At 53.3% G+C, this 23,571-nt stretch carries 21 protein-coding genes; 2 read left to right on the top strand and 19 right to left on the bottom strand.

Features of this window, described 5'->3' with window-relative positions; translation table 11 throughout:
* Window positions 1–17 precede the first annotated feature (17 nt).
* From ispG to AAZR23_RS02645, 4 genes are all read right to left on the bottom strand, one after another.
* Window positions 18–1,142, bottom strand: a complete 1,125-nt coding sequence (gene ispG, locus AAZR23_RS02660) for a flavodoxin-dependent (E)-4-hydroxy-3-methylbut-2-enyl-diphosphate synthase (RefSeq protein ID WP_046892496.1) — start codon at window positions 1,140–1,142, stop codon at window positions 18–20.
* A gap of 79 nt (window positions 1,143–1,221) precedes the next feature.
* Window positions 1,222–2,190, bottom strand: coding sequence for a cytoskeleton protein RodZ (rodZ, locus tag AAZR23_RS02655; protein ID WP_247717341.1), 969 nt, complete (start codon window positions 2,188–2,190; stop codon window positions 1,222–1,224).
* Between the two features lie 143 nt (window positions 2,191–2,333).
* On the bottom strand, window positions 2,334–2,684 hold the full coding sequence (locus AAZR23_RS02650) for a tetratricopeptide repeat protein (protein WP_054424515.1): 351 nt from the start codon (window positions 2,682–2,684) through the stop codon (window positions 2,334–2,336).
* A 71-nt stretch (window positions 2,685–2,755) separates the two neighbouring features.
* Complete coding sequence (locus AAZR23_RS02645) at window positions 2,756–3,934, bottom strand: bifunctional tRNA (adenosine(37)-C2)-methyltransferase TrmG/ribosomal RNA large subunit methyltransferase RlmN (protein ID WP_046892498.1); 1,179 nt, start codon at window positions 3,932–3,934, stop codon at window positions 2,756–2,758.
* A 297-nt stretch (window positions 3,935–4,231) separates the two neighbouring features.
* Between AAZR23_RS02645 and AAZR23_RS02640 the strand changes: the two genes are divergently transcribed.
* Window positions 4,232–4,675: a universal stress protein gene (locus tag AAZR23_RS02640; protein ID WP_054424513.1), complete on the top strand. Its 444-nt coding sequence runs from the start codon at window positions 4,232–4,234 to the stop codon at window positions 4,673–4,675.
* A gap of 86 nt (window positions 4,676–4,761) precedes the next feature.
* On the opposite strand, the gene ndk is transcribed toward AAZR23_RS02640, so the two are convergent.
* The 14 genes from ndk to trmJ form a co-directional block, all read right to left on the bottom strand.
* Window positions 4,762–5,187, bottom strand: coding sequence for a nucleoside-diphosphate kinase (ndk, locus tag AAZR23_RS02635; RefSeq protein ID WP_046892500.1), 426 nt, complete (start codon window positions 5,185–5,187; stop codon window positions 4,762–4,764).
* A 214-nt stretch (window positions 5,188–5,401) separates the two neighbouring features.
* Window positions 5,402–7,711, bottom strand: coding sequence for a peptidoglycan glycosyltransferase PbpC (pbpC, locus tag AAZR23_RS02630; RefSeq protein ID WP_434690390.1), 2,310 nt, complete (start codon window positions 7,709–7,711; stop codon window positions 5,402–5,404).
* A 131-nt stretch (window positions 7,712–7,842) separates the two neighbouring features.
* Window positions 7,843–12,864, bottom strand: coding sequence for an alpha-2-macroglobulin family protein (locus AAZR23_RS02625; protein ID WP_434690387.1), 5,022 nt, complete (start codon window positions 12,862–12,864; stop codon window positions 7,843–7,845).
* A gap of 141 nt (window positions 12,865–13,005) precedes the next feature.
* Window positions 13,006–13,428, bottom strand: coding sequence for an enhanced serine sensitivity protein SseB C-terminal domain-containing protein (locus AAZR23_RS02620; protein ID WP_434690385.1), 423 nt, complete (start codon window positions 13,426–13,428; stop codon window positions 13,006–13,008).
* A gap of 116 nt (window positions 13,429–13,544) precedes the next feature.
* Window positions 13,545–14,840 carry an aminopeptidase PepB gene (gene pepB / locus AAZR23_RS02615; protein WP_046892504.1) on the bottom strand — a complete coding sequence of 432 codons (1,296 nt, stop codon included), beginning with the start codon at window positions 14,838–14,840 and terminating at the stop codon, window positions 13,545–13,547.
* Window positions 14,841–14,997: 157 nt separating this feature from the next.
* Window positions 14,998–15,198 carry a Fe-S cluster assembly protein IscX gene (gene iscX / locus AAZR23_RS02610; RefSeq protein WP_046892505.1) on the bottom strand — a complete coding sequence of 67 codons (201 nt, stop codon included), beginning with the start codon at window positions 15,196–15,198 and terminating at the stop codon, window positions 14,998–15,000.
* 14 nt (window positions 15,199–15,212) lie between these two features.
* The gene (gene fdx / locus AAZR23_RS02605; protein ID WP_046892506.1) at window positions 15,213–15,548 is read right to left on the bottom strand and encodes an ISC system 2Fe-2S type ferredoxin; all 336 of its coding nucleotides are present in this window, start codon (window positions 15,546–15,548) and stop codon (window positions 15,213–15,215) included.
* Between the two features lie 10 nt (window positions 15,549–15,558).
* Window positions 15,559–17,406, bottom strand: coding sequence for a Fe-S protein assembly chaperone HscA (hscA, locus tag AAZR23_RS02600; RefSeq protein ID WP_434690381.1), 1,848 nt, complete (start codon window positions 17,404–17,406; stop codon window positions 15,559–15,561).
* A gap of 9 nt (window positions 17,407–17,415) precedes the next feature.
* Complete coding sequence (gene hscB, locus AAZR23_RS02595; RefSeq protein ID WP_434690379.1) at window positions 17,416–17,934, bottom strand: co-chaperone HscB; 519 nt, start codon at window positions 17,932–17,934, stop codon at window positions 17,416–17,418.
* Between the two features lie 29 nt (window positions 17,935–17,963).
* Window positions 17,964–18,287, bottom strand: coding sequence for an iron-sulfur cluster assembly protein IscA (iscA, locus tag AAZR23_RS02590; protein ID WP_046892509.1), 324 nt, complete (start codon window positions 18,285–18,287; stop codon window positions 17,964–17,966).
* A gap of 102 nt (window positions 18,288–18,389) precedes the next feature.
* Complete coding sequence (iscU, locus tag AAZR23_RS02585; protein ID WP_046892510.1) at window positions 18,390–18,776, bottom strand: Fe-S cluster assembly scaffold IscU; 387 nt, start codon at window positions 18,774–18,776, stop codon at window positions 18,390–18,392.
* 25 nt (window positions 18,777–18,801) lie between these two features.
* Window positions 18,802–20,016 carry an IscS subfamily cysteine desulfurase gene (locus tag AAZR23_RS02580; protein WP_046892511.1) on the bottom strand — a complete coding sequence of 405 codons (1,215 nt, stop codon included), beginning with the start codon at window positions 20,014–20,016 and terminating at the stop codon, window positions 18,802–18,804.
* Between the two features lie 50 nt (window positions 20,017–20,066).
* Complete coding sequence (gene iscR / locus AAZR23_RS02575; RefSeq protein ID WP_046892512.1) at window positions 20,067–20,558, bottom strand: Fe-S cluster assembly transcriptional regulator IscR; 492 nt, start codon at window positions 20,556–20,558, stop codon at window positions 20,067–20,069.
* Between the two features lie 84 nt (window positions 20,559–20,642).
* Window positions 20,643–21,380, bottom strand: a complete 738-nt coding sequence (trmJ, locus tag AAZR23_RS02570) for a tRNA (cytosine(32)/uridine(32)-2'-O)-methyltransferase TrmJ (protein WP_166707446.1) — start codon at window positions 21,378–21,380, stop codon at window positions 20,643–20,645.
* A 119-nt stretch (window positions 21,381–21,499) separates the two neighbouring features.
* On the opposite strand from trmJ, the gene suhB reads away from it, so the two are divergent.
* Window positions 21,500–22,303, top strand: coding sequence for an inositol-1-monophosphatase (gene suhB / locus AAZR23_RS02565; protein WP_052927311.1), 804 nt, complete (start codon window positions 21,500–21,502; stop codon window positions 22,301–22,303).
* 55 nt (window positions 22,304–22,358) lie between these two features.
* On the opposite strand, the gene AAZR23_RS02560 is transcribed toward suhB, so the two are convergent.
* Window positions 22,359–23,510, bottom strand: coding sequence for a 3-phenylpropionate MFS transporter (locus AAZR23_RS02560; protein WP_046892514.1), 1,152 nt, complete (start codon window positions 23,508–23,510; stop codon window positions 22,359–22,361).
* Window positions 23,511–23,571 lie beyond the last annotated feature (61 nt).

The following is a 23,571-nucleotide window of genomic DNA, read 5'->3' as shown; positions in this document are numbered from 1 at the left end:
CATGAGCCGGTCCGCGATTACTCTTTATCAACCAGACTGATATCAATCCGGTTATTCTTATCCAGCATGGCCGCCTTGGCACGGATTTTCGCTTCCAGCTGATCAATCATATCCGTGTTATCCAGACGCTCTTTCTGACGGACGCCGTCTTCGTAGAATCCGCTGCGGGTTTTCGCCCCGGTCACGCCCAGTGTGGAGACTTCCGCCTCGCCCGGGCCGTTGACCACACAACCGATAATCGATACATCCATCGGTGTGATGATATCTTCCAGACGCTGTTCCAGGGCATTCACCGTGCCAATCACGTCGAACTCCTGACGGGAGCAGGTCGGACAGGCGATAAAGTTGATGCCGCGTGAGCGGATGCGCAGGGATTTCAGGATATCAAACCCGACTTTCACCTCTTCCACCGGATCAGCCGCCAGTGAGATACGCAGAGTATCACCGATACCCTCCGACAGCAGCATACCTAATCCGATCGCGGATTTCACCGAACCGGCGCGTGCACCGCCCGCTTCGGTAATCCCCAGGTGCAGCGGCTGATCAATCTTCTTCGCGAGCAGACGGTATGCACCGACCGCCAGGAAAACGTCAGACGCTTTTACACTGACCTTGAATTGATCAAAGTTCAGACGATCGAGAATATCCACATGACGCATGGCAGATTCGAGCAGTGCTTCCGGGGTCGGTTCGCCGTACTTCTCCTGGATATCTTTTTCCAGTGAGCCGCCGTTCACCCCGATACGGATAGGAATATTATAGTGACGGGCGCAATCCACCACCTGACGGATGCGGTCTTCACTGCCGATATTGCCCGGGTTGATACGCAGACAATCCACACCGTATTCCGCCACTTTCAGCGCAATACGGTAGTCAAAGTGAATATCTGCCACCAGCGGTACTGATACCTGTTGTTTAATCAGTTTAAAAGCTTCCGCCGCATCCATCGTCGGTACTGACACGCGGACAATGTCCACGCCGACGCGCTCAAGGGATTTTATTTGTCTGACGGTCGCCTCAACATCCGTTGTCCGGGTGTTTGTCATTGATTGCACTGCGATAGGTGCACCATCACCGACCGGCACATTCCCCACATAAATACGGGTGGATTTGCGTCTTTTTATCGGGGATTCATTATGCATATGTCTTTCTCCGGAACATCCTTGTGCCCTTAATCATTGCTGTGTTTATTATGTAGTAAAGATTTAATTTATAAATCAATTATTCACCGGCTTTCGGCACACTCAGTTTTGCCACTGTGTTTGCTTTGATGAAACGGCTCAGGTCAACGCTCTGACCTTTGAACTGTACATCGACGGCAGCCGGAGCGCCGATTTTCAGACGGTAAGGTTCTGCGCCCGCAAATTCCAGGGTATCCCCTTTCTGTTTGGTGCCGCTGAAAATTTTTGTTCCTTTATTATCAGTCACTTCCAGCCAGCAGGTATTTTTGAACGTCAGCACCAGACCATCCTGTGTCTGCGTGGTCGTCGGCAGCGTTCCGCCTTCGCTGTCCACGGCACGGTTAACAACCGGTGGTATGCGGTCACTGCCCGGCAGCGGTACGATTTTACTGCTGTCAATTTCCTGATCCTGCGGAGTGGCCGCTGATAATTCCAGTGCAGCGGTATTGGTATTACCTGCCGGTGCTGAATCCGGTGTTCCTGCCGGGGTATTCAGTACCTGAGGTGCGGTACTGTCTGCCGGATCGGTTCCCGGAACATCTGCCGGGGCATTGACCGTGACATCATTCTGTTGTGCCAGTGAAGCTATATCGGCCTGCTGTGCCTGATACTGCTGCCACCACCATACGCCCACCAGGGCCAGTACCACTAACAGAACCAGCCAGGTAAATTTCATCAGCCAGCCTTCGCGTTTTTTACGCTGACGCCCCAGCGTCACACTTTTCATCGGCTGGACTTTGGTCATTTGTGCGGGGGCGATTTTATCAAGATAAGGCATGATCTCCGGTTCGGGGATCTGCAGCAAACGGGCATAGGCACGGATATAACCGCGGATAAACGTCGGGTTGGCTTCTTTCAGTGCATCTTCTTCGATTTCACGCACTGTTGTCAGTTTAAGACAAAGTCTGTCGGCGACTGTTTCCCGTGATAACTGAAGTTGTTCCCTACGTTGTGTTAAAAGCTGGCCAAGAGTGAGTTGGAAATTATCTTGAGATTGAGAGTTATTCATGAGTTTCAGGACACAAACAGTTCTGGTTACGAGAAAGCGCGGAGATCTGCCCTTCCGCGCACCGAAGTTCCGTATTCCGGCATACAGCATGCCACCTGTGATGATAAAAATAATCCTGAAAACAACATCACTTTTATATTGTTTTACAGACTGTTATCCGGCGGACACTCATAAGCCAAAATGTACTGTACCACACTATCACTGCCTGACGGGGAATTCACGGCTAAATTCAGGTATTTTTCCGCGATTTCAGGCTGCTGATCGCATTTTGCACTCAGCGCCGCGCCTGCCAGCGCACCGGTATGCTGCGGCTGTGCTTTCAGTACCCGGTCAAAATGATAGCGTGCGGCATCATACCGGCCGGCCTGAAGATAAGCCTCACCCAATGCAAGACGGGTACCGGTCGCCGCCGGTACTGTCTGTGTCACGGGTGCTGTCCGGCATCCTGCCAGCAGCATGACTGCAATTAATCCCGGGGAATACGTCCTTATCATACTGCCTCCTTGTCTGTAAGGCAGGTATATTAACGTAAAGTGTCACACGGGAATGTTACTTAATATTACTGTCAGACTGTTTTGACAGAAATTGGTTCACCGGCCATGCGTTTTTTCAGTGTCCGTTTGGTCCGGTCGATGACATCACCGGCCAGCTGTCCGCAGGCGGCGTCAATATCATCACCGCGTGTCTTGCGGACAATGGTGGTAAATCCGTATTCCATCAGCACTTTGGCAAAGCGGTCAATCCGGCTGTTGGAGCTGCGTCCGTAAGGTGCGCCCGGGAACGGATTCCACGGGATCAGGTTGATTTTGCTCGGTGTATCCTTCAGACAGGCCGCCAGCTGATGTGCCTGATCAGTGCTGTCATTGATGTGATCCAGCATGACGTATTCCACAGTGACACGCCCGCCGTTCGCATTGGATTTTCCGAGATAACGGCGCACAGATGCCAGGAATGTCTCAATGTTATATTTCTTGTTGATCGGAACAATCTCATCACGCACATCATCCGTCGGGGCGTGCAGGGAAATCGCCAGCGCCACATCGATCATATCACCGAGTTTATCCAGCGCCGGTACCACACCGGAGGTTGAGATAGTCACGCGGCGTTTGGACAGCCCGAAACCAAAGTCATCCAGCATGATTTCCATGGCCGGAACAACATGGGTCAGGTTCAGCAATGGTTCACCCATTCCCATCATGACCACGTTGGTAATCGGACGGCGGCCGCTGGATTTCAGTGAGCCGATAATTTTCGCGGCACGCCAGACCTGGCCGATAATTTCGGAGACCCGCAGATTGCGGTTAAAACCCTGCTGGGCGGTTGAGCAGAATTTACATTCCAGCGCACAACCGACCTGGGAAGAAACGCACAGTGTGGCGCGGTCTTCTTCCGGGATATAGACGGTTTCCACTTCCTGATCGCCGACACGGATAGCCCATTTGATGGTGCCGTCCGCAGAGCGTTGTTCTTCCGATACTTCCGGCGCGCGGATTTCCGCCACCGCTTTCAGTTTGGTGCGCAGTACTTTGTTGATATCGGTCATCAGATCGAAATCATCATAGCAATAGTGGTAAATCCACTTCATTACCTGGTCAGCACGAAAAGGCTTCTCGCCCATATCGGCGAAAAACTGGCGCATTTCTTTGCGGGTCAGGTCGAGTAAATTAATTTTTCCGTTGATTTTTTCAGGAGCAATCGGAGCGGAGCCTGTTACACAGGCGTCTTGAGTGGTCAGTTCTGACATTGTTAACATTGCCTCGTTGTTACACTTTCGGCGGTGACACGCGATGCGCATCACAGATACAGGAATAAGAATAGCCGCTGAAACGGACTGCGTCACGGATACGGCGGAAACATAAAAGCCCCGTATCATGACGGGGCGCGGCATTGTACAAACATTAACGGTGATATGGCAAATTAAAACACGCAAATGTAAATCGATTTATTAAATAATAATACTTGTTTAAATCGATTTTTTAGATATTAATGATATTAACACTCATCTTTTACAGGTAATTAAATCTGAAACAAAGGAGTTGTTATGCATAAAATTATACTTGTCCCGATCGATCTGAATGCCGGTGCGTTATCTCAGAATGTCATTACTGAAATTAACGACTATGCTAAAGATAAAAATGTGAAGTTTCATTTTGTTACCGTTATCCTCCCGTCTGAGCAGCTGTTTGACTATGGCCTGACCTTTCCTGTTATGACCGAAAATGCAAAATCAGAAGATCAGCGCATCAAAATGCTGCTGGAGAAACTCGACGCGGTGACAGAAAAATTTGCCGTACAGAAAAGTCAGATATCCACCGGTGTTCTTATCGGAAGTGCGGCAGAAGCCATTCTTGAAAATGCAGAAAGAATCAACGCCGACCTGATTGTTATCGGTTCCAAAAACCCGACCATGAAAAGCCGTTTCCTCGGCTCCACCGCATCGGCACTGATCCATTACGCCACTATCTCTGTCCTTGTTGTCCGGTAAAAAAGCAAAAGCCCGGATTACCGGGCTTTTGAGACTGAATTCACTGATAAAGCAGGATAACACAGGGTTTTTCCTGCTTTATTTTATCAGCGCGGGCAGATTTCATCTTCAGTAAAGAAATAAGCGATTTCACGGGCGGCGGATTCTTCCGCATCAGAGCCGTGTACCGCGTTTTCAGTGAAGCTGTCCGCGTAATCAGCACGCAGTGTACCGGCCAGTGCGTTATCCGGATTGGTGGCGCCCATCAGGTCACGGTGACGCTGTACGGCATTTTCCCCTTCCAGAACCTGTACCATAATCGGCCCGGAAGTCATAAATTCCACCAGACCATCAAAGAACGGGCGGCCTTTGTGCTCGGCATAGAAACCTTCCGCCTGTTCGCGGCTCAGGTGCAGCATTTTGGCGGCAATAATACGGAAACCGGCACTTTCAAAACGGTGATAAATAGCCCCGATAGCATTTTTCTTTACGGCATTTGGCTTAATGATAGAAAATGTGCGTTGTACAGACATTTAATTGACCTCAAATGTGCGCATGTGCGCTGTTGTCATTGTTATTTGCGGCTGACGGCAGACCGGTCCACACCTTGTGGTAAGGTGATGATTATACGGGCTCACCGCTGTTTCGCCTACAGTTACGCAACATTTTTGCAAAGTATTTCTGATAACAGATCACAGATTTTCCGTCTGTATCACACTTTTTCCGCTGAACTTCCCGTCGTTTCTGCTATTTCAGGGTAAAACTGACCGAACTGACCTGCCCGCTGAGATCCAGTACCGTCAGCTGATAACGCCCCGGGGTATCCAGCGTCAGCAACAGCGGCTCACCGGATTCTGTGTTGCCGGCCTGATCACCGTTAAGAAACCACCACTGTGTGCCTTCGCCGCCCTGAGTCACCACCCGCAGATCAAGGGTTTTCGCCAGCGGCAGACGCCGCAGCACATCCCCTTCACGGATACCGGAAATCAGCAGGGGTGCGGCTTCCACCCGCAGCGGCGGGCAGGTTTTGCTCACCGGCGGCAGGCGATGACTGCGGCGCTCCCCCGGCGGCAGCCAGCTCTCCAGCGCAATCGGCCACAGTGCCACGGTTTTCTCCTGTGCATCCGGACAATCCGGAGACACCCGTTCCCCCTGCCCGTTCACCCAGATCACCGCATTGGTGCCGGACAGGCTCTCTTGTCCTGCTGACGGCAGTGTCGGCGGTACGGTATTATCCAGCACCAGCGCTATCCGCTGCTGGCGGCAGTTCGGGTCCTGCTTGTCAGCGGCCAGTCCGGACGGCCAGCAAATCATTTTACTGCTGACACTGACGGGTTTCGGGTCCGGTAATTTTTTGCCGCCGCGTGTGCGCAGATAGCTGTCAACCTGATACAGGATCGGAATCGCGGTCGCAAACCCGGCCTGTCCGGCCACCGGTGTCCCGTCCGGACGCCCGACCCACACCCCGATGGTGTAGCGGTTATTCACGCCCAGCGCCCAGGCGTCGCGGTAGCCGTAACTGGTGCCGGTTTTCCATGCCAGCGGTACGTCCTGTGCCAGACGGTCATCTGCCAGCGGCCGTGTTTCCCCTGCCATCACCCGCCTGGTGATCCACGCCGCCCCCGGGGAGATAAGCTGACGTTCAGCCAGCGGATCGTCCGGCCGGAAACGTACCGGTGCCACTTTACCCTGCCGGGCAAACGTACTGTACGCGGCAATCAGCTGATCCATCCGCGCCCCGGTACCGCCCAGAATCAGCGACAGGTTCGGATCACTGCCAATCGGGAAACGCAGTTCCAGGCCGACGTTACGCAGTTTGGCACTGAAACGTTTCGGACCGTAGACATCCAGCAACTGAACCACCGGCAGGTTCAGAGAGCGGCGCAGTGCCTCGCTGACACTCACCGGCCCGCTGAATCCGGTATCGAAGTTACCCGGCCGGTAATCATTAAAACGGCGCGGTACATCCTGCAATAAGGATTCACTGTGGATCAGCCCGTCATCTATCGCAAGGGCATATAAAAACGGCTTCAGCGTTGAGCCGGGCGAACGCCAGGCGCTGTTCACATCCACATGACCGAAACGGGTGTCATCAGAAAAATCAATGGAGCCGACATAGCCCTTCACACTCATGTCCCGGTTATCCACCACCATAATGCCGAGGGAGGTTTTTTCCGGCAGCTGATATTTGCGGTTGCGGGCCATCTCCTCCAGCTGACGCTGAATGGCAGGGTTGATGGTGGTGCGGATCACCGGGTCTTTCACCCCCGACGCCACACGCCGTGCCAGCAGCGGTGCGGAGTGCGGTACCTGGCGGGGTGCCAGCCAGATGCTTTCCTGTTTTAAGTCATTTACTTTTGCCTGCGGCCACACCTGAAACTCCGCCAGCCGGTCGAGTACTTTATTCCGTGCCGCTTCCGCCCGCTGCGGATAGCGATCCGGACGCAGACGGCTCGGTGCCTGCGGCAGAACCGCCAGCAGCGCCGCTTCCCCGGCAGTCAGTTCTGACGGCGGTTTACCGAGATACATCCAGCTCGCCGCCCCAATCCCCTCAACCGTCCCGCCGTACGGAGCGCGGTTGAGATACATCTCCAGAATTTCATCTTTGGAATAGTGCCATTCCAGCTGAATAGTCCGGAAAACCTGCTTCAGTTTGCCGGTCAGAGTACGATCATGGGGGTCAATCAGGCGGGCGACCTGCATGGAGAGTGTACTGCCGCCGGAGACAATGCGTCCGGAGGTCAGATCCTGTAATGCCGCGCGGCCGATAGCCACCGGGTTAATCCCCGGGTGCTGATAGAAATAGCGGTCTTCGTATGTCAGAAGCGCTTCAATAAACTCGGGTGATACATCCTTCAGTGTGACCGGGTAGCGCCACACACCGTTGCTGTCGGCAAAACGCCACAGCGGTGATCCGTCCTCAGCCGTGACCGTACGTGCCATCACCACCTCATCCAGCGGTAACGGCCAGATTTTATCGGCCAGCCAGAGCAGCGGCGGCGTCAGAACAATTGTTATCAGACCGGTGAGCGCAAGACGTTTAAACCACACTTTCATGTATCAAACCGCATTATCAGAATTTCTGAGATAAAAATGCCCTTATAGTTTGTTATAAGGGCATAAAACATTTTTCCATAAAGGCAATTTTGCTGCCGCAGCCCGGAGGCTGCGGACAACAAACGGTGCTGTTAACGAACCACTTCCAGTGTTGCCGGTGTCACACCAGTGGCGCGCCAGGACGGAATATACATCGATTCCACCTGCGGAGCCGGAACACTGTATTTACCCGGTGTGACCGCACGGGCCAGATAGACCAGCGTCACCGGACGGTACTCTTCCACCGCCACCTGGGAAACAAAGCGGTCATCACGGTACTCGGTATGGCGGATATTGGCCTGCTGCATATCCTGGATTGCTTCCGCCAGATTCGGCGCGCTGTCAGCCAGGCTGGCACTTGCCGCCGCCAGATTCTGGTTTTCCAGCTCCAGACCGGCCGGTAACAGATCCACCACCAGCGCATCCGGCACGTTGCGGTCAGCCTGAATATCCAGGCGGACAGCCACCAGATCACCGCTGCTCAGGCGGTCAATACTGATCGGATTACCGTTCAGATCCATATACGTCCGTTTGATCTTCAGCACTTCAGAAGACGGAGCCGGTGCCTGCAGCGGATAACCGGTGATATTGACACGTCCGAACAGCTCCGTATCGCCCCGGTTTGCCACACTGATACCATTATTCAGCTGTGCGGCAGTGAGGGTTTCACGCAGCGCACTGTCACGGCTGACTGCCGGGGCCTGCCCGTTGATCAGTGCCGACCACGGTTTTTCACTCTGATTAATGTACTGACGACCTGCCAGGTACAGCGCGTTACTCTCCTGAGTGGAGAAGTAACGGTTATTCTGTATCTCCGCAGAAAGCGCCTGCAACTTGCCGTAACGCTGATCTGCATTGGTATCTGCCTCGCTGAGCAGTGCAATAATCATCGCATCATCACGGATGGTGCTGCCGTAATCGCCGGTATAGACGCTGTCACGGTTTTTCATCACACCCAGACGGATGGCTTCATTACCGCGATCCGCATCACCCATTTTCTTCAGGGCAATACCGAGCTGCACCAGTGCCAGACCACTTGCGGCATCATCACGGCGCTGATACACCTGACGCAGTGCACCGAGCGGTGCTTTCTGCTGCTGTGCCAGCACATAACCGGCATACGCCTGTACCGCAAAGCGCATCTGGTCACTGTTGCCGTAATAGCTGCTGCTGATCACCGAGCGATCCTGCAGATAGCGCAGCAGGCGGTTATTGGCGTTGCTCAGGGCATCTGCCGGAACCTCAAAGCCGCGCTGTCCGGCACGGAACAGGAAATCGGTCGCGTAAGCCGTCAGCCACGGCTCTTCCGCACCGCTGTTGTCCCACAGGGAGAAACTGCCGTCGCTGCGCTGCATACCGAGCAGATGCGGGATGCCGGTCATCACCGCCTGGCGGCGTCCGGCGTCAGTCTGGGTTTTGATGCCCAGTTTTTTCAGTTCTGCTTCAGATGAGTACAGGGACGGATACAGCCCGCTCACGGTCTGTTCCAGACAGCCGTACGGATAGGCATAGAGTTCGCGGATGTAACGCGAGATATCCAGCGGCGGACGACTGGTCAGCATCATTTCACCGGACACCGTATTGCCGTCCAGATAACCAAGCTGGTCAGCCGGTAATGCCCATTCCGCGCTATTGCCGAGTGACATGGAGTAAGACACCGTTTCTGCCGGATACGCCGGACGGACACCGATTTTCCAGCTGTTTTTATAGGTATTGCTGCTTTCATCAGGCAGTTTCAGCCCTTTGACAGTCATAAACACCTCGCCCTGACCAAAGCCGTTTGCGGCTTCAACCGGGACATTCACAGATGTGCGCTGGCCTTTCGCCAGCGTGATTTCTTTCTCTGCCGCACCTTTGAGATGCACCATGCCGTCCGCGCTGAAATTAACGGTCAGGTTCTGTGTTTCATCGGTCAGGTTGGTCAGATCGAGTGTCAGCTGCGAGCGGTCACCGCCGGCCATAAAGCGCGGCAGCGCCATCTGGCTGATTACCGGCGCGGCAACAATCACTTTATTTTGTGCGTGGCCGAAATCCTCATCTGTCCACGCCTGCGCCATCAGACGCAGTTCGCCGTTGAAATCCGGAATCGCCAGGGTAACGGTACCTTCGCCCTGCGCATTCAGTTCCACCGGTGCCGCCTGCTGCGCGATAATCTGTACTTCGGTCAGCGGTTTCAGGCCGCCGCGATCAAGATCATCGCCGCCGTCACCACCAAACCGCAGCGTACCAAGACGACCGCCGCCCTCAATCAGCTGACCATAGACATCATACTGATCAACACTGTAGCGTTTGCGGCCGAAGAAGGCATCGTACGGATCAGGTGTTTTATAGTCGGTAATATTGAGCACACCGGTGTCCACGGCAGAAATCAGTACATTGACTTTTTCCGGTGCCGGTTTGCCGTCCTGTGCTTTTGCTTTGATTTTGACAGTCAGATCCTGATTCGGACGGATACGGGCCGGGGTATCCAGCGCCACATCAATCTTACGGGCCGGATCGGCCATCGGAATATGCAGAATACCGACCGCGCGTTTGACGGTCGCCTGGCGGGAGCTGTCCCCCGGACGGACAACCACGGCAGTCGCGTACAGGTCATGACGCGTCCACTCTTTGTTCAGCGGTACTTCCACATCGGTGCCGCCTTCCGGCACATCCACTTCCTGCCACCACAGCGGGCCGTCACTGGATTCCAGCAGCACATAGCCTTTACCGGCCTGTGGCGCGGTGACATTCAGTTTCACTTTATCACCGGCGTGATAATTTGGTTTATCCAGTTTCAGTTTCACCTGATCCGGGCGAACCGCGCCGGTGCCGCCGGTGTTATCCTGCCAGGAATATCCCGCCCAGAAACGTACACTGCTGGTCAGCCCGGTGGATGGATCCACCACCTCCAGGCGGTACGCCCCCCAGGAAACCGGAACGGTCACTTTTGCCGTACCGTCTTTGGCGATGGTGATTTTGTCATCGGACATCACCAGATCTTTCTGGTCATAACCGGATGACCAGCCTTCGGAATCAGACCAGCGCCAGTAATAATCGCGGCGCTCATAAATCAGACGCGCATTCAGATCATCGGCCTGTAACTTATTCCCCTGACGGTCGGTATAGACAATTTCAAATTCAGCCAGTGAATCTTCATCCATACTGTACTGAGATACATATTTGTCTGTACGGTAGTCATACACCTCTTTTTTGGCGAAGATCGGACGAATACCGGCCATTTTCGCTGCAGGCCATACCGCAACATCCGCACGGCGTGTCACCGGACGACCGCCGGTTTCCATCAGGCTTGCCTGGAGGATCAGTTTGAACGGCGATTTAACCTCTTTCCAGTAATCATTACTGATGGTGAATGCCAGCTCTCCGCTGTCATTCATGGTTTCATCGAATTCGTCCAGAGTACGGGTCAGGTTTTCTTCCTGAATGTTACCGAATTCAAAACCCGGCAGTCTGGCGGAGATTTCGCGATCCGGACGCATAAATAGCTGCCCGGTCAGCTGGTTACCGGCTGCCGGTGCACCGTAGAGATAATGGCCTTCAATCTCAAAATCGGCGGACTGCTGTGTGGTGATCGGCTGCTTGTCGGTTTTGATTTCCATCGCCATACGTTCCGGCATGAAATCTTCCACATTGACGCTGTAGAAGCGCGGTGTGTTGTCCCCGAGGTCAAAACGCAGTGTCAGTTTACCGGTTTCGATATTTTCCGGAATCGCATACTGGTACTGATAAAGGCCGTTTTCCGGCTGCCAGACGAAGGTGGAGGCCACCTGGCCGTCATTTTTCAGCACATCCACTTTGACCGGCTGATCTTTGACCGGACGTCCATCGCCGTCACGCAGCAGACCGTTGATAACCAGGGTTTCCCCCGGACGGTACAGATCACGCGGACCAAAGACGAAGAATTGTTTTGCATAGCCCTGCGGACCGGCGATATCAAATTCCGCCAGGTCGAGTGCCGGGTTTTTCAGGTCGATCATACTGGTCTGGCCGTTCTGAATAGCCAGCAACAGCGCGGCATCCGCCCCGCGATCCAGTTTTGCATGACCACTGCTGTCGGTTTCGGCTTTGCTCAGAAGCTGACCTTTGCTGTCGAGCAGACGGATTTCCACCCCTTTCAGGGCGCTGCCTTTCGCCAGCGACTGTGTGAACACATCCAGCTCATTCAGATAGCTGTGCATGGAAACGCCGATATCACTCAGGGTAAAGAGTGTTGCAGGCATGGTATAGCTGTAGCGCCCGGCCTGCTGCATAACCGCCAGGTACACGCCCTCTTCCTGTAACTGCTTGATATCTTTGAGCGGGATCTGCATATTTTCGCGGGTGTTTTTCTGCGGATTGAGATCAAAACGCCCGGTATAGACCAGATCGGTGTTATTCAGCAGGTCATCAGAATTCCAGTACTGCAGATTGTTACCGTACTGCCAGCTTGCGAGGAAAGAGGCCAGGGAATCCGGTTTGATCCGGTAAAAGTTAACATCAATGCTGTCCACGTTCAGTGCAAATACCGGCAGTCCCTGCAGGACATCCGACGGGAACAGTGAACCACGGCTGGCAAAGCCGACACTCGGGACCACATCAGCTGTGGTCAGTTTTAAATCATAACCGTTAACCAGTGTGCGTTCGTTAATACCGCGCACGCCGCGGTCGATACTCAGCTGTAATTCCCGCGACGGCGGCAGATGACGCATGCGCAGTTCCGTCAGGTTATCCGACAGCTCCCACGCGCCTTCCAGTTTTCCGTTTTTCACATCCACCAGACGGGCAAACTGACTGAAATCCTGGTTCGGGTCCAGCGGAACAGAGAACGTCACCACCATCGCATTCGCACCGTCGAGCTGAATCTCAGAGGCATCGATGATCGTCACATCTTTCCCGGCATAACGTTTGGCCAGCTCTGCCAGTGATGCGGCGTCATGTGTTTTTTTCGGAGACTGAGGGGAAGCAGATGAGGAAGACGAATTTTGTTTATTATTGGCCGGCGCGCTGTCATTACTGCCCGCCGCCGTGGTGTTACTGCCGGTATCATCACAACCCGTGAGTGCGAGCGCTGAAGCAAGCAGCACTGCAATGCAGCGCTTTTTGCCGGGACCCTGTCCTGCAATCGGAGAACGCATAATCAATCCTTTCTGGTGAGCCCGGAAAACGGGCACTTGTTCGGTATTATTTCACGAAGTGTAAACAAAGCCTAAACAAGCGTATAGTGCATTATTCTGAATATATGCACCATACATATTCACCATCCGGATAAATTATTGTTACGCCTCCGTTACCGGAATCGCATTACGCAGCCAGCCACCGAGACGGCGCTGATAGAATGCCTGTATATGTTGCGTCAGAAAGTGTGTCAGTCCGTCATTTTCATCCGGATTTAACAGACAAAAATCAATGTGTTCCCCGTCAGCGAGATGCTCCATGGCAGCCTCTGCCGCCTGCCGGATCACCGTATCCGCCTCTTCTTCCTCGCTGAGTTCCAGCACAATCAGTAATGCCGCCTCATCCGGGGCCGTCGTATTTTTTTCGGCTGCCATCACCCAAAATGCACGGCGTACCGGTTTATGCTGTTTAAACACACCGATCAGTGCATCAAGTACTGCGTCCGGTTTATTTTCCGGCACGCTGAGCAGCAGTGCTGTACCCTGTTCAATCATGACTTCCTGTACCGGGAGTATATCCGCCATCACAGATCTCCTTATTTCAGCTTCTGTATTTCAGTGTCTGTTTTTTTAATGTTACAGAAAAACGGCCACACGTGTGTGTGACCGTTTTACAGCAGAATCAGTATTGCGCTGTCCAGTTACTGTCCGGCTTTTTTCAGCAGCAGTGCCGCCACGGTGCGCACACCATACCCGGTTGCACCCGCTGACCATAATTCAGACGGCGCTTTGCGGTAAGTGGCTGAGCAGTCAATGTGCAGCCAGCTTTTGCGGTAATCTTCCACAAAGTGGGACAGGAATGCCGCTGCGGTGCTCGCCCCGGCGGTATTCGGTGCGCCGGTGTTGCTCAGATCAGCGAAAGAGGACGGCATCTGACGACGGTGGAATTCCGCCAGCGGTAGGCGCCAGAACATCTCTTTTTCCTGATCAGCGGCTGACATCAGTTCATTGTACAGTGCGTCATCAAAACTCATCACAGAGTGATAGTCGTTACCGACGGCAGTTTTTGCCGCACCGGTCAGTGTCGCCGCATCAATAATAAACCCGGCGTTATCTTTGTCCGCTTCAATCAGACCATCCGCCAGCACCAGACGCCCTTCCGCATCGGTATTCATGATTTCAACGGATTTGCCGTTGCTGTAACGGATGATATCACCCAGTTTGAACGCATTGCCGCTTACCAGGTTATCCGCGATGCACAGATACAGTTTGACGCGTTTTTTCAGACCACGGCAGACTGCCATCGCCAGTGCGCCGGTCAGTGTGGCCGCGCCGCCCATATCCGATTTCATGGAATCCATAGAGGAAGACGGTTTCAGGCTGTAGCCGCCTGAGTCAAAGGTGATCCCTTTACCGACCAGGCTGGCGAAGACAGGTGTGTTTTCCTGCTTGCCCGGGTTGAAATCCAGTGCCAGCAGTACCGGCGGGCGTACCGAGCCGCGCCCGACAGTGTGGATCCCCATGTAACCCTGCTCACGCAGGTCATCACCTTTGATGATACGGTAGCCGACAGAATCACAGGAAACACCGCACAGCAGATCAATCGCACGCTGCGCCAGCTGTTCCGGGCTCTGCTCTTCCGCAGGGGTATTGATAACATCACGTACCCAGTCAATGATGCGGATACGGTGTTCCAGTTCGGTTTTATCCGCTTCCGGCAATTCCGGCCATTCAATAGAGCGTGCGCCTTTCGGACCGCGGAAGCCCTGCCAGAATGCCCAGCTGGTTTCCAGATCCCAGTTGCTGCCGCTCAGGACCACATTGCGGATACCCTGACCGTCAATTTTGCGGCCTGCGCTCTGCACGGCGCACAGCATCCCTTTGCGGCTTAAATGAACGGTCATTCCTTTGTCAGTCGCGCTGACCAGGGCTTTTTCTCCCCACGCCGGAGAAGCAGGTTCATACGATAAGGTTACAGGCATGATGAGTTGCGTCATTTCGTTCTCTCTTTTGACTTTTAGACTGCCGTAACAGTCAGATTTTATTTGAGGAATGCACGGCGTGCCGGTCTGCACAGGAGGCGGTAACAGCATACGCGCATCAGAGACCGCACGCTAACACAATTGTGCGGCCTGATGCGCGTAACAAAAGACATCATTCGAATTCGTCGAGCCAGACTAACAAAATTGCTTCTAATACTTTTTCGTTAGATTTTTCCGGTGCATCGTCGAAATCATCCAGTTCGCAGATCCACTGGTGCATATCGGTGAAACGCACCGTTTTCGGGTCCGTGTCCGGGTACAGATCATACAGCGCTTCACCGATTTCACGGCTGTCCTGCCATTTCAGTCCCATTTCAGACTCCTTTATCAGTGCTCACGTGCATGGTTGATGGTGTATTTCGGGATTTCCACCACCAGATCTTCATCCGCGACTTTCGCCTGGCAGCTCAGACGGCTTTCCGGCTCCAGTCCCCAGGCTTTGTCCAGCATGTCATCTTCCAGCTCACTGCTCTCTTCGAGGGAGTCAAACCCTTCGCGGACGATACAGTGGCAGGTGGTGCAGGCACATGATTTCTCACAGGCATGTTCAATTTCGATACCGTTACGCAGGGCAACATCCAGAATTGACTCACCTTCATTTGCGTCGTATACCGCACCTTCAGGGCATAATGACTCATGCGGTAAAAAAACAATCTTAGGCATAATCTTCCCGTTATATCTCATCCACAGAGTGACCCGCGAGTGCCTTGCGGACAGAATTGTCCATCCGGCGTGCCGCGAATACCTGTGTTTGCTTGTCCAGTTGTTTAATTGCGTTTTCAATCGCGACAGGAGAGTCGCCTTCAACGCTCTCAATAAGCACGCCGACTGCCGCATCAATAGCGGCATTTTCGTCGTCGCTCAGTAAATTGCCATCCTCTGAAAGTGCCTGGGTCAGGCTCTCCAGCAGGCGGGCAGCTTCCACTTTTTGTTCCGCCAGACGGCGGGTGGATAAATCATTTTCTGCGTTTTCGAGTGAATCTTTGATCATCCCGGCGATATCGGTATCGCTCAGGCCGTAAGACGGTTTGATCTGGACAGAGGCCTGCACACCGGTGGATTTTTCCAGTGCGCTGACACTCAGCAGTCCGTCCGCATCCACCTGGAAGGTGACACGGATATGGGCATTACCGGCGGCCATCGGCGGGATACCGCGCAGTGTGAAACGGGCCAGCGAACGACAATCACTGACCATTTCCCGCTCACCCTGTAACACATGAATGCTCATTGCGGTCTGACCATCTTTAAAGGTGGTGAATTCCTGAGCACGTGCCGCCGGGATGGTGGTATTGCGCGGAATAACTTTTTCCACCAGGCCGCCCATGGTTTCCAGCCCCAGCGAGAGCGGGATAACATCCAGCAGCAGCATGTCGCTGTCCGGTTTGTTACCGGCCAGAATATCCGCCTGAATGGCCGCACCGACAGCAACCACTTTGTCCGGGTCAATCGAGGTCAGCGGCTCTTTGCTGAAGAATTCGCCGACCAGTTCACGCACCAGCGGCACACGGGTTGAACCACCGACCATCACCACTTCGCGGACTTCATCCTGATCCGTTCCGGCATCTTTCAGCGCACGGCGGCAGGTCATCAGGGTTTTTCTGACCAGCGGACGGATGAGTTCCTCAAACATGTCACGGGTCAGTACGCCCTGCCAGCCATCCAGTGTAATCGTGGTTTGTGCGGCACCGGACAGTGCAATTTTCGCTTCCGCCGCCGCGTTTAATACTTCGCGGTGCTGCGAATGCCCCTGCGGCTGAATGCCGCGCTGCGCATAAACCCAGTCGGCGATCAGGTTATCGAAATCATCGCCGCCGAGCGCGGTATCACCACCGGTCGCCAGAACTTCAAACACACCACGGCTCAGACGCAGCACTGAGATATCAAAGGTGCCGCCGCCGAGATCATAAACCGCAATCACCCCTTCCTGACCGGAATCCAACCCGTAGGCGATCGCCGCAGCAGTCGGTTCATTCAGAAGACGTAACACGTGTAAGCCGGCAAGACGGGCAGCATCTTTGGTGCCCTGACGCTGAGCGTCATCGAAATACGCGGGAACGGTGATCACCACGCCATCCAGTTCACCGCCGAGGGTTTCCTGCGCGCGCTGTGCCAGCACCGATAAGATATCCGCTGAGACACGGACAGGATCAGTCAGCCCGGCTGCGGTGCGGATGATCGGCAGGCCGTTTTCACCCGCCTGTAACTGATACGGTAAATCAGGGTAGCGCTGCGTGATATCTGCCAGTGAGCGTCCCATCATGCGTTTGACTGAGATAATGGTATTCTGAGGATCTGCCGCTGCATTTGCACGGGCATCCCAGCCGACCAGGCGGCTGTCCGCGCTGTACTGCACCACGGATGGCAGTAAATAACGCCCTTCGTGATCGGGCAGCACGTCGGTTTCCCCGCTGCGCACCGTTGCGACCAGTGAATGGGTGGTGCCTAAATCAATACCCGCGGCAAGGCGGCGCTGATGCGGGGCGGGAGCCTGTCCCGGCTCGCTGATTTGTAACAGTGCCATATTTTTCCCCTAGAAACTATCGAGCAGACGTTCTTCAAGATTTTCAATTTGTTGCGTCAGTTTACTCAAAAATCGTAATTTACGCACGCTGTCCGCCGCAGCGGCCCACTCTTCGCCATCAAGCTGACGAACCATCTCTGCCATCCGGGTTTTTGTCATTTTAGTGATATTGGCAGCAAAACCGGCCAGTGCATCACTGTCCTGTTTCTGTCCGATGATATCGAGGGCTTCGCGCAGCTCCAGCTGCTCCATCAGAAATGTGGTGTCATGCATTGTGTGCTGTTCATTATTGATATCAATATCATGTAACAGCAGCATATATTCCGCACGTTTGAGGGGATGTTTCAGGGACTGATATGCATCATTGATGGTTGCGGCCATCGTCAGTGCCTGCGCCTGCTCTTTTGCATCACCGGCGGCAAATCTGTCCGGGTGATACTGACGCTGCAAATCCTGATAACGACCGGCAAGTGCCTGTGTGTCAAGATCATAACGCACAGGCAGGCTGAACAGGGAAAAATAGTTCATAGTTTACTCTTCGCGGATAAATGGATCGGTTAAACGTGAAAACTCTCGCCGCAGCCGCATTCGCTGCCGACGTTCGGGTTATTAAATTTAAACCCTTCGTTTAACCCTTCCTTTACGAAATCCACTTCAGTTCCGTCAAGATAAACAATACTTTTTCCGTCGATGATCACTTTTACGCCGTGATCTTCAAACACAACGTCATCATCATTAATGACATCGGCAAATTCAAGTACGTAAGCCATACCAGAGCAACCGGAGGTTCTCACGCCTAACCGCAGACCTACTCCTTTACCGCGGTTTGCCAGAAAACTGGTGACCCGGTTTGCCGCACTTTCTGTAAGAGAAACGGACATTACACACCTCGCTCTATAAACCAGTATGGCGGATGACCGATGAGATCAGTATCCGCCATTATTTTATTGTTTTACCTGCTGCACACCGGCAGCGGCGGGCTATTAGTTGCCCCGGCGTTTACTTTTGTAATCCGCAATTGCTGCTTTGATTGCATCTTCAGCCAGAATCGAGCAGTGAATTTTCACCGGCGGTAATTCCAGTTCTTCCGCAATCGCTGTATTTTTGATGGCTTCTGCTTCATCCAGGGTTTTCCCTTTCATCCACTCAGTCACCAGTGAGCTTGATGCAATCGCCGAGCCGCAACCGTAAGTTTTGAAACGCGCGTCTTCAATCACGCCGTTATTGTCAACTTTGATCTGTAACTTCATTACGTCGCCACAGGCCGGTGCACCCACCATGCCGCTGCCGACAGTCGGGTCTTCGTTGTCGAATGAACCGACGTTGCGCGGGTTTTCGTAGTGATCGATTACTTTATCGCTATAAGCCATTGTTTATACTCCTGAAACCGTCTGATTAATGGTGTGACCATTCAATGCTGTTAATATCAACACCTTGCTTGTGCATCTCCCACAGAGGGGAAAGATCACGCAGGCGGCCAATTGCGCTATGGATAAGTTTAATCGCATAGTCAATCTCTTCCTCAGTCGTGAAACGACCCAGAGAGAAGCGGATTGAGCTGTGCGCCAGTTCGTCAGTCATTCCCAGGGCGCGCAGAACATAAGACGGCTCCAGGCTGGCGGACGTACAGGCAGAACCGGATGATACCGCAAGATCTTTCAGCGCCATCATCAGGGATTCACCTTCAACATAGTTGAAACTGACGTTAAGAATGTTCGGTGCCGAGTGCTCAGGGCAACCATTCAGATAGGTTTCTTCGATATCTTTGATGCCGTTCCACAGACGCAGACGCAGTGCGGACAAACGCTCAGATTCCGCTGCCATCTCTTCTTTGGCGATACGGTAAGCCTCACCCATACCGACGATCTGATGCACTGCCAGTGTACCGGAACGCATACCGCGCTCGTGACCACCACCGTGCATCTGTGCTTCGATGCGGATACGCGGTTTGCGGCGGACATACAGTGCGCCGATACCCATCGGGCCGTAAATTTTATGGCCGGAGAAGGACATCAGATCCACTTTCAGCTTGCTTAAATCAACCGGTACTTTACCGACGCTCTGGGTAGCATCCACATGGAAAATAATCCCTTTGCTGCGGCACAGTTCACCGATTGCTTCGATATCCTGAATCACACCAATTTCATTATTGACGTGCATGATGGAAACTAAAATAGTGTCCTCACGCATTGCCGCTTCCAGCTCAGCCAGGTCGATCAGACCATTACGCTGCGGCGCAAGATAGGTCACTTCAAACCCTTCGCGCTCTAACTGACGGCAGGTATCCAGCACCGCTTTATGTTCGGTTTTGCTGGTAATGATGTGTTTGCCTTTTTTACCGTAGAAATTGGCCGCACCTTTAATCGCCAGGTTGTCAGACTCAGTGGCACCGGAGGTGAAAACAATTTCACGCGGGTCCGCACCGACCAGGTCTGCAATCTGGTTACGGGCAATATCGACGGCCTCTTCGGCCTGCCAGCCAAAGCGGTGGGAACGGGACGCCGGGTTACCGAAGACGCCGTCCATTGTGAGGTATTGCATCATCTTTTCAGCAACACGCGGATCAACCGGGGTGGTTGCTGAATAATCTAAATAAATCGGTAATTTCATCGCTCAATTGCTCCATGAACTACGGTTGCGTTATTAACGCAGGTTTCTGCTTATGCTTGCAGATTGATAATTGTTTCGTTAATTGCCAGACTATGTGTACGACGTTTATCATCCTGCCGATCAGCAACATCAATCACTTCTTTATGATTTACTAACTCTTCAAGACTGATACTGCTTAAGAAATCAGTAATACGGTCACTCAGGTCACGCCACAGCGCGTGTGTCAGACAGCGGTCACCGCCCTGACAACCTTCCTGAGTTCCCTGACAGCGTGTCGCATCAACGGATTCATCGACGGCCGAGATGACCTGAGCAATGAAAATCTCACCGGCACCGCGTGCCAGCAGATACCCGCCACCCGGCCCGCGGACACTGGAAACCAGCTCGTTTTTACGCAGACGGGAGAAGAGTTGCTCAAGATAAGAGAGGGAGATACCCTGACGTTCAGAAATGTCAGCCAGTGGTACGGGCCCCTCATGGGAGTGCAGCGCTACGTCGAGCATAGCGGTTACCGCATAGCGCCCTTTTGATGTCAGTCTCATAACCGGATCCCCGTGATAAATGGTGAAGAAATTGTGTCATTCCTGAGTAATTTAGTCAACTATTTAACCCAGTAATTTACTCAACTATTTTTTCGCCCATTTTTCAACAGAAGTCAGGATGCCGCGCAGAATATTCAGCTCCTGAACTTCCGGATGCGCGCGGGTAAACAAGCGGCGCAGACGGTTCATAATCTGGCCCGGATGTGCCTTACGGATAAAACCGGATTCATTGAGAACCGATTCCAGATGCGAGTAAAATCGCTCCATATCATCCGCCGGCGGATAGTGTACCTCATCTGTGTCATCATTATTTGCCGGTTCGCTCTCATTCTGAGAGGCAAGAAATGCCATCCGGATCTCATAACTGACCAGTTGCACTGCCATCGCCAGATTCAGCGAGCCGTATTCCGGATTGGTCGGAATATAAAGATGATAATTACATTTCTGTAATTCATCGTTGGTCAGCCCGACACGTTCACGGCCGAAAATAATAGCGACCGGCGCAGTCTGTGCGGTTTTAACACTTTTTTCCCCGCATTCACGCGGTTCAACCATCGGCCACGGCAGCGTGCGCGAACGCGCACTTGTACCGATCACCAGTTCACATCCGGCAATCGCCTCATCCAGCGTGCTGACAATCTTTGCATTGCCGATAACATCACTGGCACCGGCGGACAGCGCGATGGCGTGAGAGTCCGGTTGTACCTGAGGATTGACCAGATAAAGGTTGGATAACCCCATCGTTTTCATAGCCCGCGCTGCGGAGCCCATATTGCCTGTATGTGAGGTTTCCACCAGGACGATTCGGATATTTTCGGACATAACACACTTTATTTGAGAAATTATCGCAATATCTTAACACAAGAATAGTCAGATTGACGATCACCTGTTATACTCTGCCGCGATTATTTTCGTTCTTTAACATCCCGGTGGACAACCCCATGCATCCGATGCTTACCATCGCCATACGTGCTGCACGTAAGGCCGGCAACCTGATTGCCAAACACTATGAAATGCCTGACACTGTTGAGACAACTCAGAAAGGTGCCAATGACTTTGTGACGAATATCGATCGCGAAGCTGAGCAGATGATTATCGAAATCATCCGCAAATCTTATCCGGCACATACTATTGTTTCTGAAGAGTGCGGCCTGTCAGCCGGCGAAGAAAGCGACATGAAATGGGTTATTGATCCCCTGGATGGCACCACCAACTTCGTTAAACGTCTCCCGCATTTCGCTGTTTCTATCGCATTTTGTATCAAAGGCCGCACTGAAGTGGCGGTTGTCTACGATCCGATGCGTAACGAATTATTCTCCGCGGTCCGTGGTCAGGGCGCACAGTTAAACGGTTACCGTCTGCGCGGTGCCACTGCCCGTGATCTCGACGGCGCAGTACTGGCAACCGGCTTCCCGTTCAAAGCAAAACAGCATGCTGATACTTATATCAAAATGCTCGGTAAACTGTTTACCCGCTGTGCAGATTTCCGCCGTACCGGCTCTGCCGCACTGGACCTGGCTTATCTCGCTGCCGGCCGTGTGGACGGTTTCTTTGAGATCGGTCTGAAGCCATGGGATTTCCTGGGCGGTGAACTGCTGGTCCGCGAAGCGGGCGGTATCGTTACTGACTTCACCGGTGACCACCGTTATATCGACAGCGGCAACATCGTTGCCGGCAGCCCGCGTGTGGTACGTGCACTGCTGGCAGAAATGCGTGATGAACTGACTGAGTCACTGAAACGCTGATCCTGCTCCGCCAGATGTGAAAAAGGGTTATGGCTCTCGTCATAACCCTTTTTTGTTATGCATTTTCCGGGGTCTGCGGGCGGATTTTAGGCCGCAGGAACAGCGCAGGAACCACCGTCAATGCCATCAGATAAAATATCCCGCCGTGGATATCTTCATACAGATACCCCGCCACCAGTGTCATCACCGCAATTGCCCCGCCCATGGCCAGCGCGGAATACGCCGCCTGCAACGGAATGATTTCGGTGGATTTGCGGGCGCCGATAAAGCGCATTGCCGCCAGGTGACACACAGTATAGGTACCGCTGTGCAGGATCTGCGCCACAATCAGCACCGGCAATGCGGCCGACATGCCCAGCAGCGACCAGCGCAGAATACCGCAGATACCGGAAAGCAGCAGCAGGTTTGCCGCGCTCCAGCGCCGGAACAGCTTATTACTGAACGTAAAGACGATCACTTCCGCCACCACGCCCAGCGACCAGAGATAGCCAATCGCAGCATCCGAATACCCGACCTTCTGCCAGTAAATCACACTGAAGCCGTAATAGGCGGCATGCGCCCCCTGCAATAAACTGACGCACAGCAGAAAGCGGACAACCGCACTATCTTTCAGCAGAACACTGAACTTCACCTGCGGCCCGCGCTGCTTCATTTCCCCGGACGGCATAATGCGCGGACGCAGCAGCGACGTCAGCAGCAGAGTTCCGGTACTGACCACCAGCGCCGCCAGAATCACCTCATGCTTCCAGATATCCATCAGCATGCCGGTGACAGAAGTGGCAATGATAAAAGCCACTGAACCCCAGACACGGATCGAGCCGTAATCCATCGGAAACTGTTTTTGCCAGGTCGCGGCGAGAGAATCCCCCAGCGGGATCATCGGTGAGAAAAAGAGGTTGAATCCGGCCATCACAAAAAAGAGCCAGAGCCAGTGTGAGCCGAAATAAAACGCCAGCGCAAACAGAAAAGCGCAGAGTGCCATCAGGCGCAATGCAAAAATCAGCCGTGACGGATCTTTAAACAACGGTGTAATAAACAGACTGCCGATAAAACGCGCCACCAGCCCCACACTGAGCAGCATACCGACCGTTGCCACATCATGCCCTTCACCTTTCAGCCATGCGCCCCAGTAGGGAAGAAAAATCCCGTAGGAAAAAAAATACGTAAAATAATCAAGCGCCAGCCAAAGCGATGACGGAACAAACATCTGCCTCTCCTTTTCAGAAATACAAAAAACCCGCTTGCGGCGAACGAAGCGGGTTTTGGTT

The organism is Morganella sp. Je.2.23, from assembly GCF_051129855.1.
Classification (GTDB): domain Bacteria; phylum Pseudomonadota; class Gammaproteobacteria; order Enterobacterales; family Enterobacteriaceae; genus Morganella; species Morganella sibonii.
The sequence above is the reverse complement of the archived record's forward strand: the minus strand, read 5'-3'. Positions and strand labels throughout refer to the sequence as shown.

Coding starts and splice junctions, on each gene's coding strand:
- trmJ (WP_166707446.1), bottom strand. CDS start 21,380: ATGTCCGAAAATATCCGAATCGTCCTGGTGGAAACCTCACATACAGGC.
- ndk (WP_046892500.1), bottom strand. CDS start 5,187: ATGTCTGTACAACGCACATTTTCTATCATTAAGCCAAATGCCGTAAAG.
- AAZR23_RS02650 (WP_054424515.1), bottom strand. CDS start 2,684: ATGATAAGGACGTATTCCCCGGGATTAATTGCAGTCATGCTGCTGGCA.
- iscA (WP_046892509.1), bottom strand. CDS start 18,287: ATGTCCGTTTCTCTTACAGAAAGTGCGGCAAACCGGGTCACCAGTTTT.
- AAZR23_RS02560 (WP_046892514.1), bottom strand. CDS start 23,510: ATGTTTGTTCCGTCATCGCTTTGGCTGGCGCTTGATTATTTTACGTAT.
- pbpC (WP_434690390.1), bottom strand. CDS start 7,711: ATGAAAGTGTGGTTTAAACGTCTTGCGCTCACCGGTCTGATAACAATT.
- pepB (WP_046892504.1), bottom strand. CDS start 14,840: ATGACGCAACTCATCATGCCTGTAACCTTATCGTATGAACCTGCTTCT.
- AAZR23_RS02620 (WP_434690385.1), bottom strand. CDS start 13,428: ATGGCGGATATACTCCCGGTACAGGAAGTCATGATTGAACAGGGTACA.
- AAZR23_RS02625 (WP_434690387.1), bottom strand. CDS start 12,864: ATGCGTTCTCCGATTGCAGGACAGGGTCCCGGCAAAAAGCGCTGCATT.
- ispG (WP_046892496.1), bottom strand. CDS start 1,142: ATGCATAATGAATCCCCGATAAAAAGACGCAAATCCACCCGTATTTAT.
- AAZR23_RS02580 (WP_046892511.1), bottom strand. CDS start 20,016: ATGAAATTACCGATTTATTTAGATTATTCAGCAACCACCCCGGTTGAT.
- iscX (WP_046892505.1), bottom strand. CDS start 15,198: ATGGGACTGAAATGGCAGGACAGCCGTGAAATCGGTGAAGCGCTGTAT.
- iscU (WP_046892510.1), bottom strand. CDS start 18,776: ATGGCTTATAGCGATAAAGTAATCGATCACTACGAAAACCCGCGCAAC.
- rodZ (WP_247717341.1), bottom strand. CDS start 2,190: ATGAATAACTCTCAATCTCAAGATAATTTCCAACTCACTCTTGGCCAG.
- iscR (WP_046892512.1), bottom strand. CDS start 20,558: ATGAGACTGACATCAAAAGGGCGCTATGCGGTAACCGCTATGCTCGAC.
- suhB (WP_052927311.1), top strand. CDS start 21,500: ATGCATCCGATGCTTACCATCGCCATACGTGCTGCACGTAAGGCCGGC.
- hscB (WP_434690379.1), bottom strand. CDS start 17,934: ATGAACTATTTTTCCCTGTTCAGCCTGCCTGTGCGTTATGATCTTGAC.
- fdx (WP_046892506.1), bottom strand. CDS start 15,548: ATGCCTAAGATTGTTTTTTTACCGCATGAGTCATTATGCCCTGAAGGT.
- AAZR23_RS02640 (WP_054424513.1), top strand. CDS start 4,232: ATGCATAAAATTATACTTGTCCCGATCGATCTGAATGCCGGTGCGTTA.
- AAZR23_RS02645 (WP_046892498.1), bottom strand. CDS start 3,934: ATGTCAGAACTGACCACTCAAGACGCCTGTGTAACAGGCTCCGCTCCG.
- hscA (WP_434690381.1), bottom strand. CDS start 17,406: ATGGCACTGTTACAAATCAGCGAGCCGGGACAGGCTCCCGCCCCGCAT.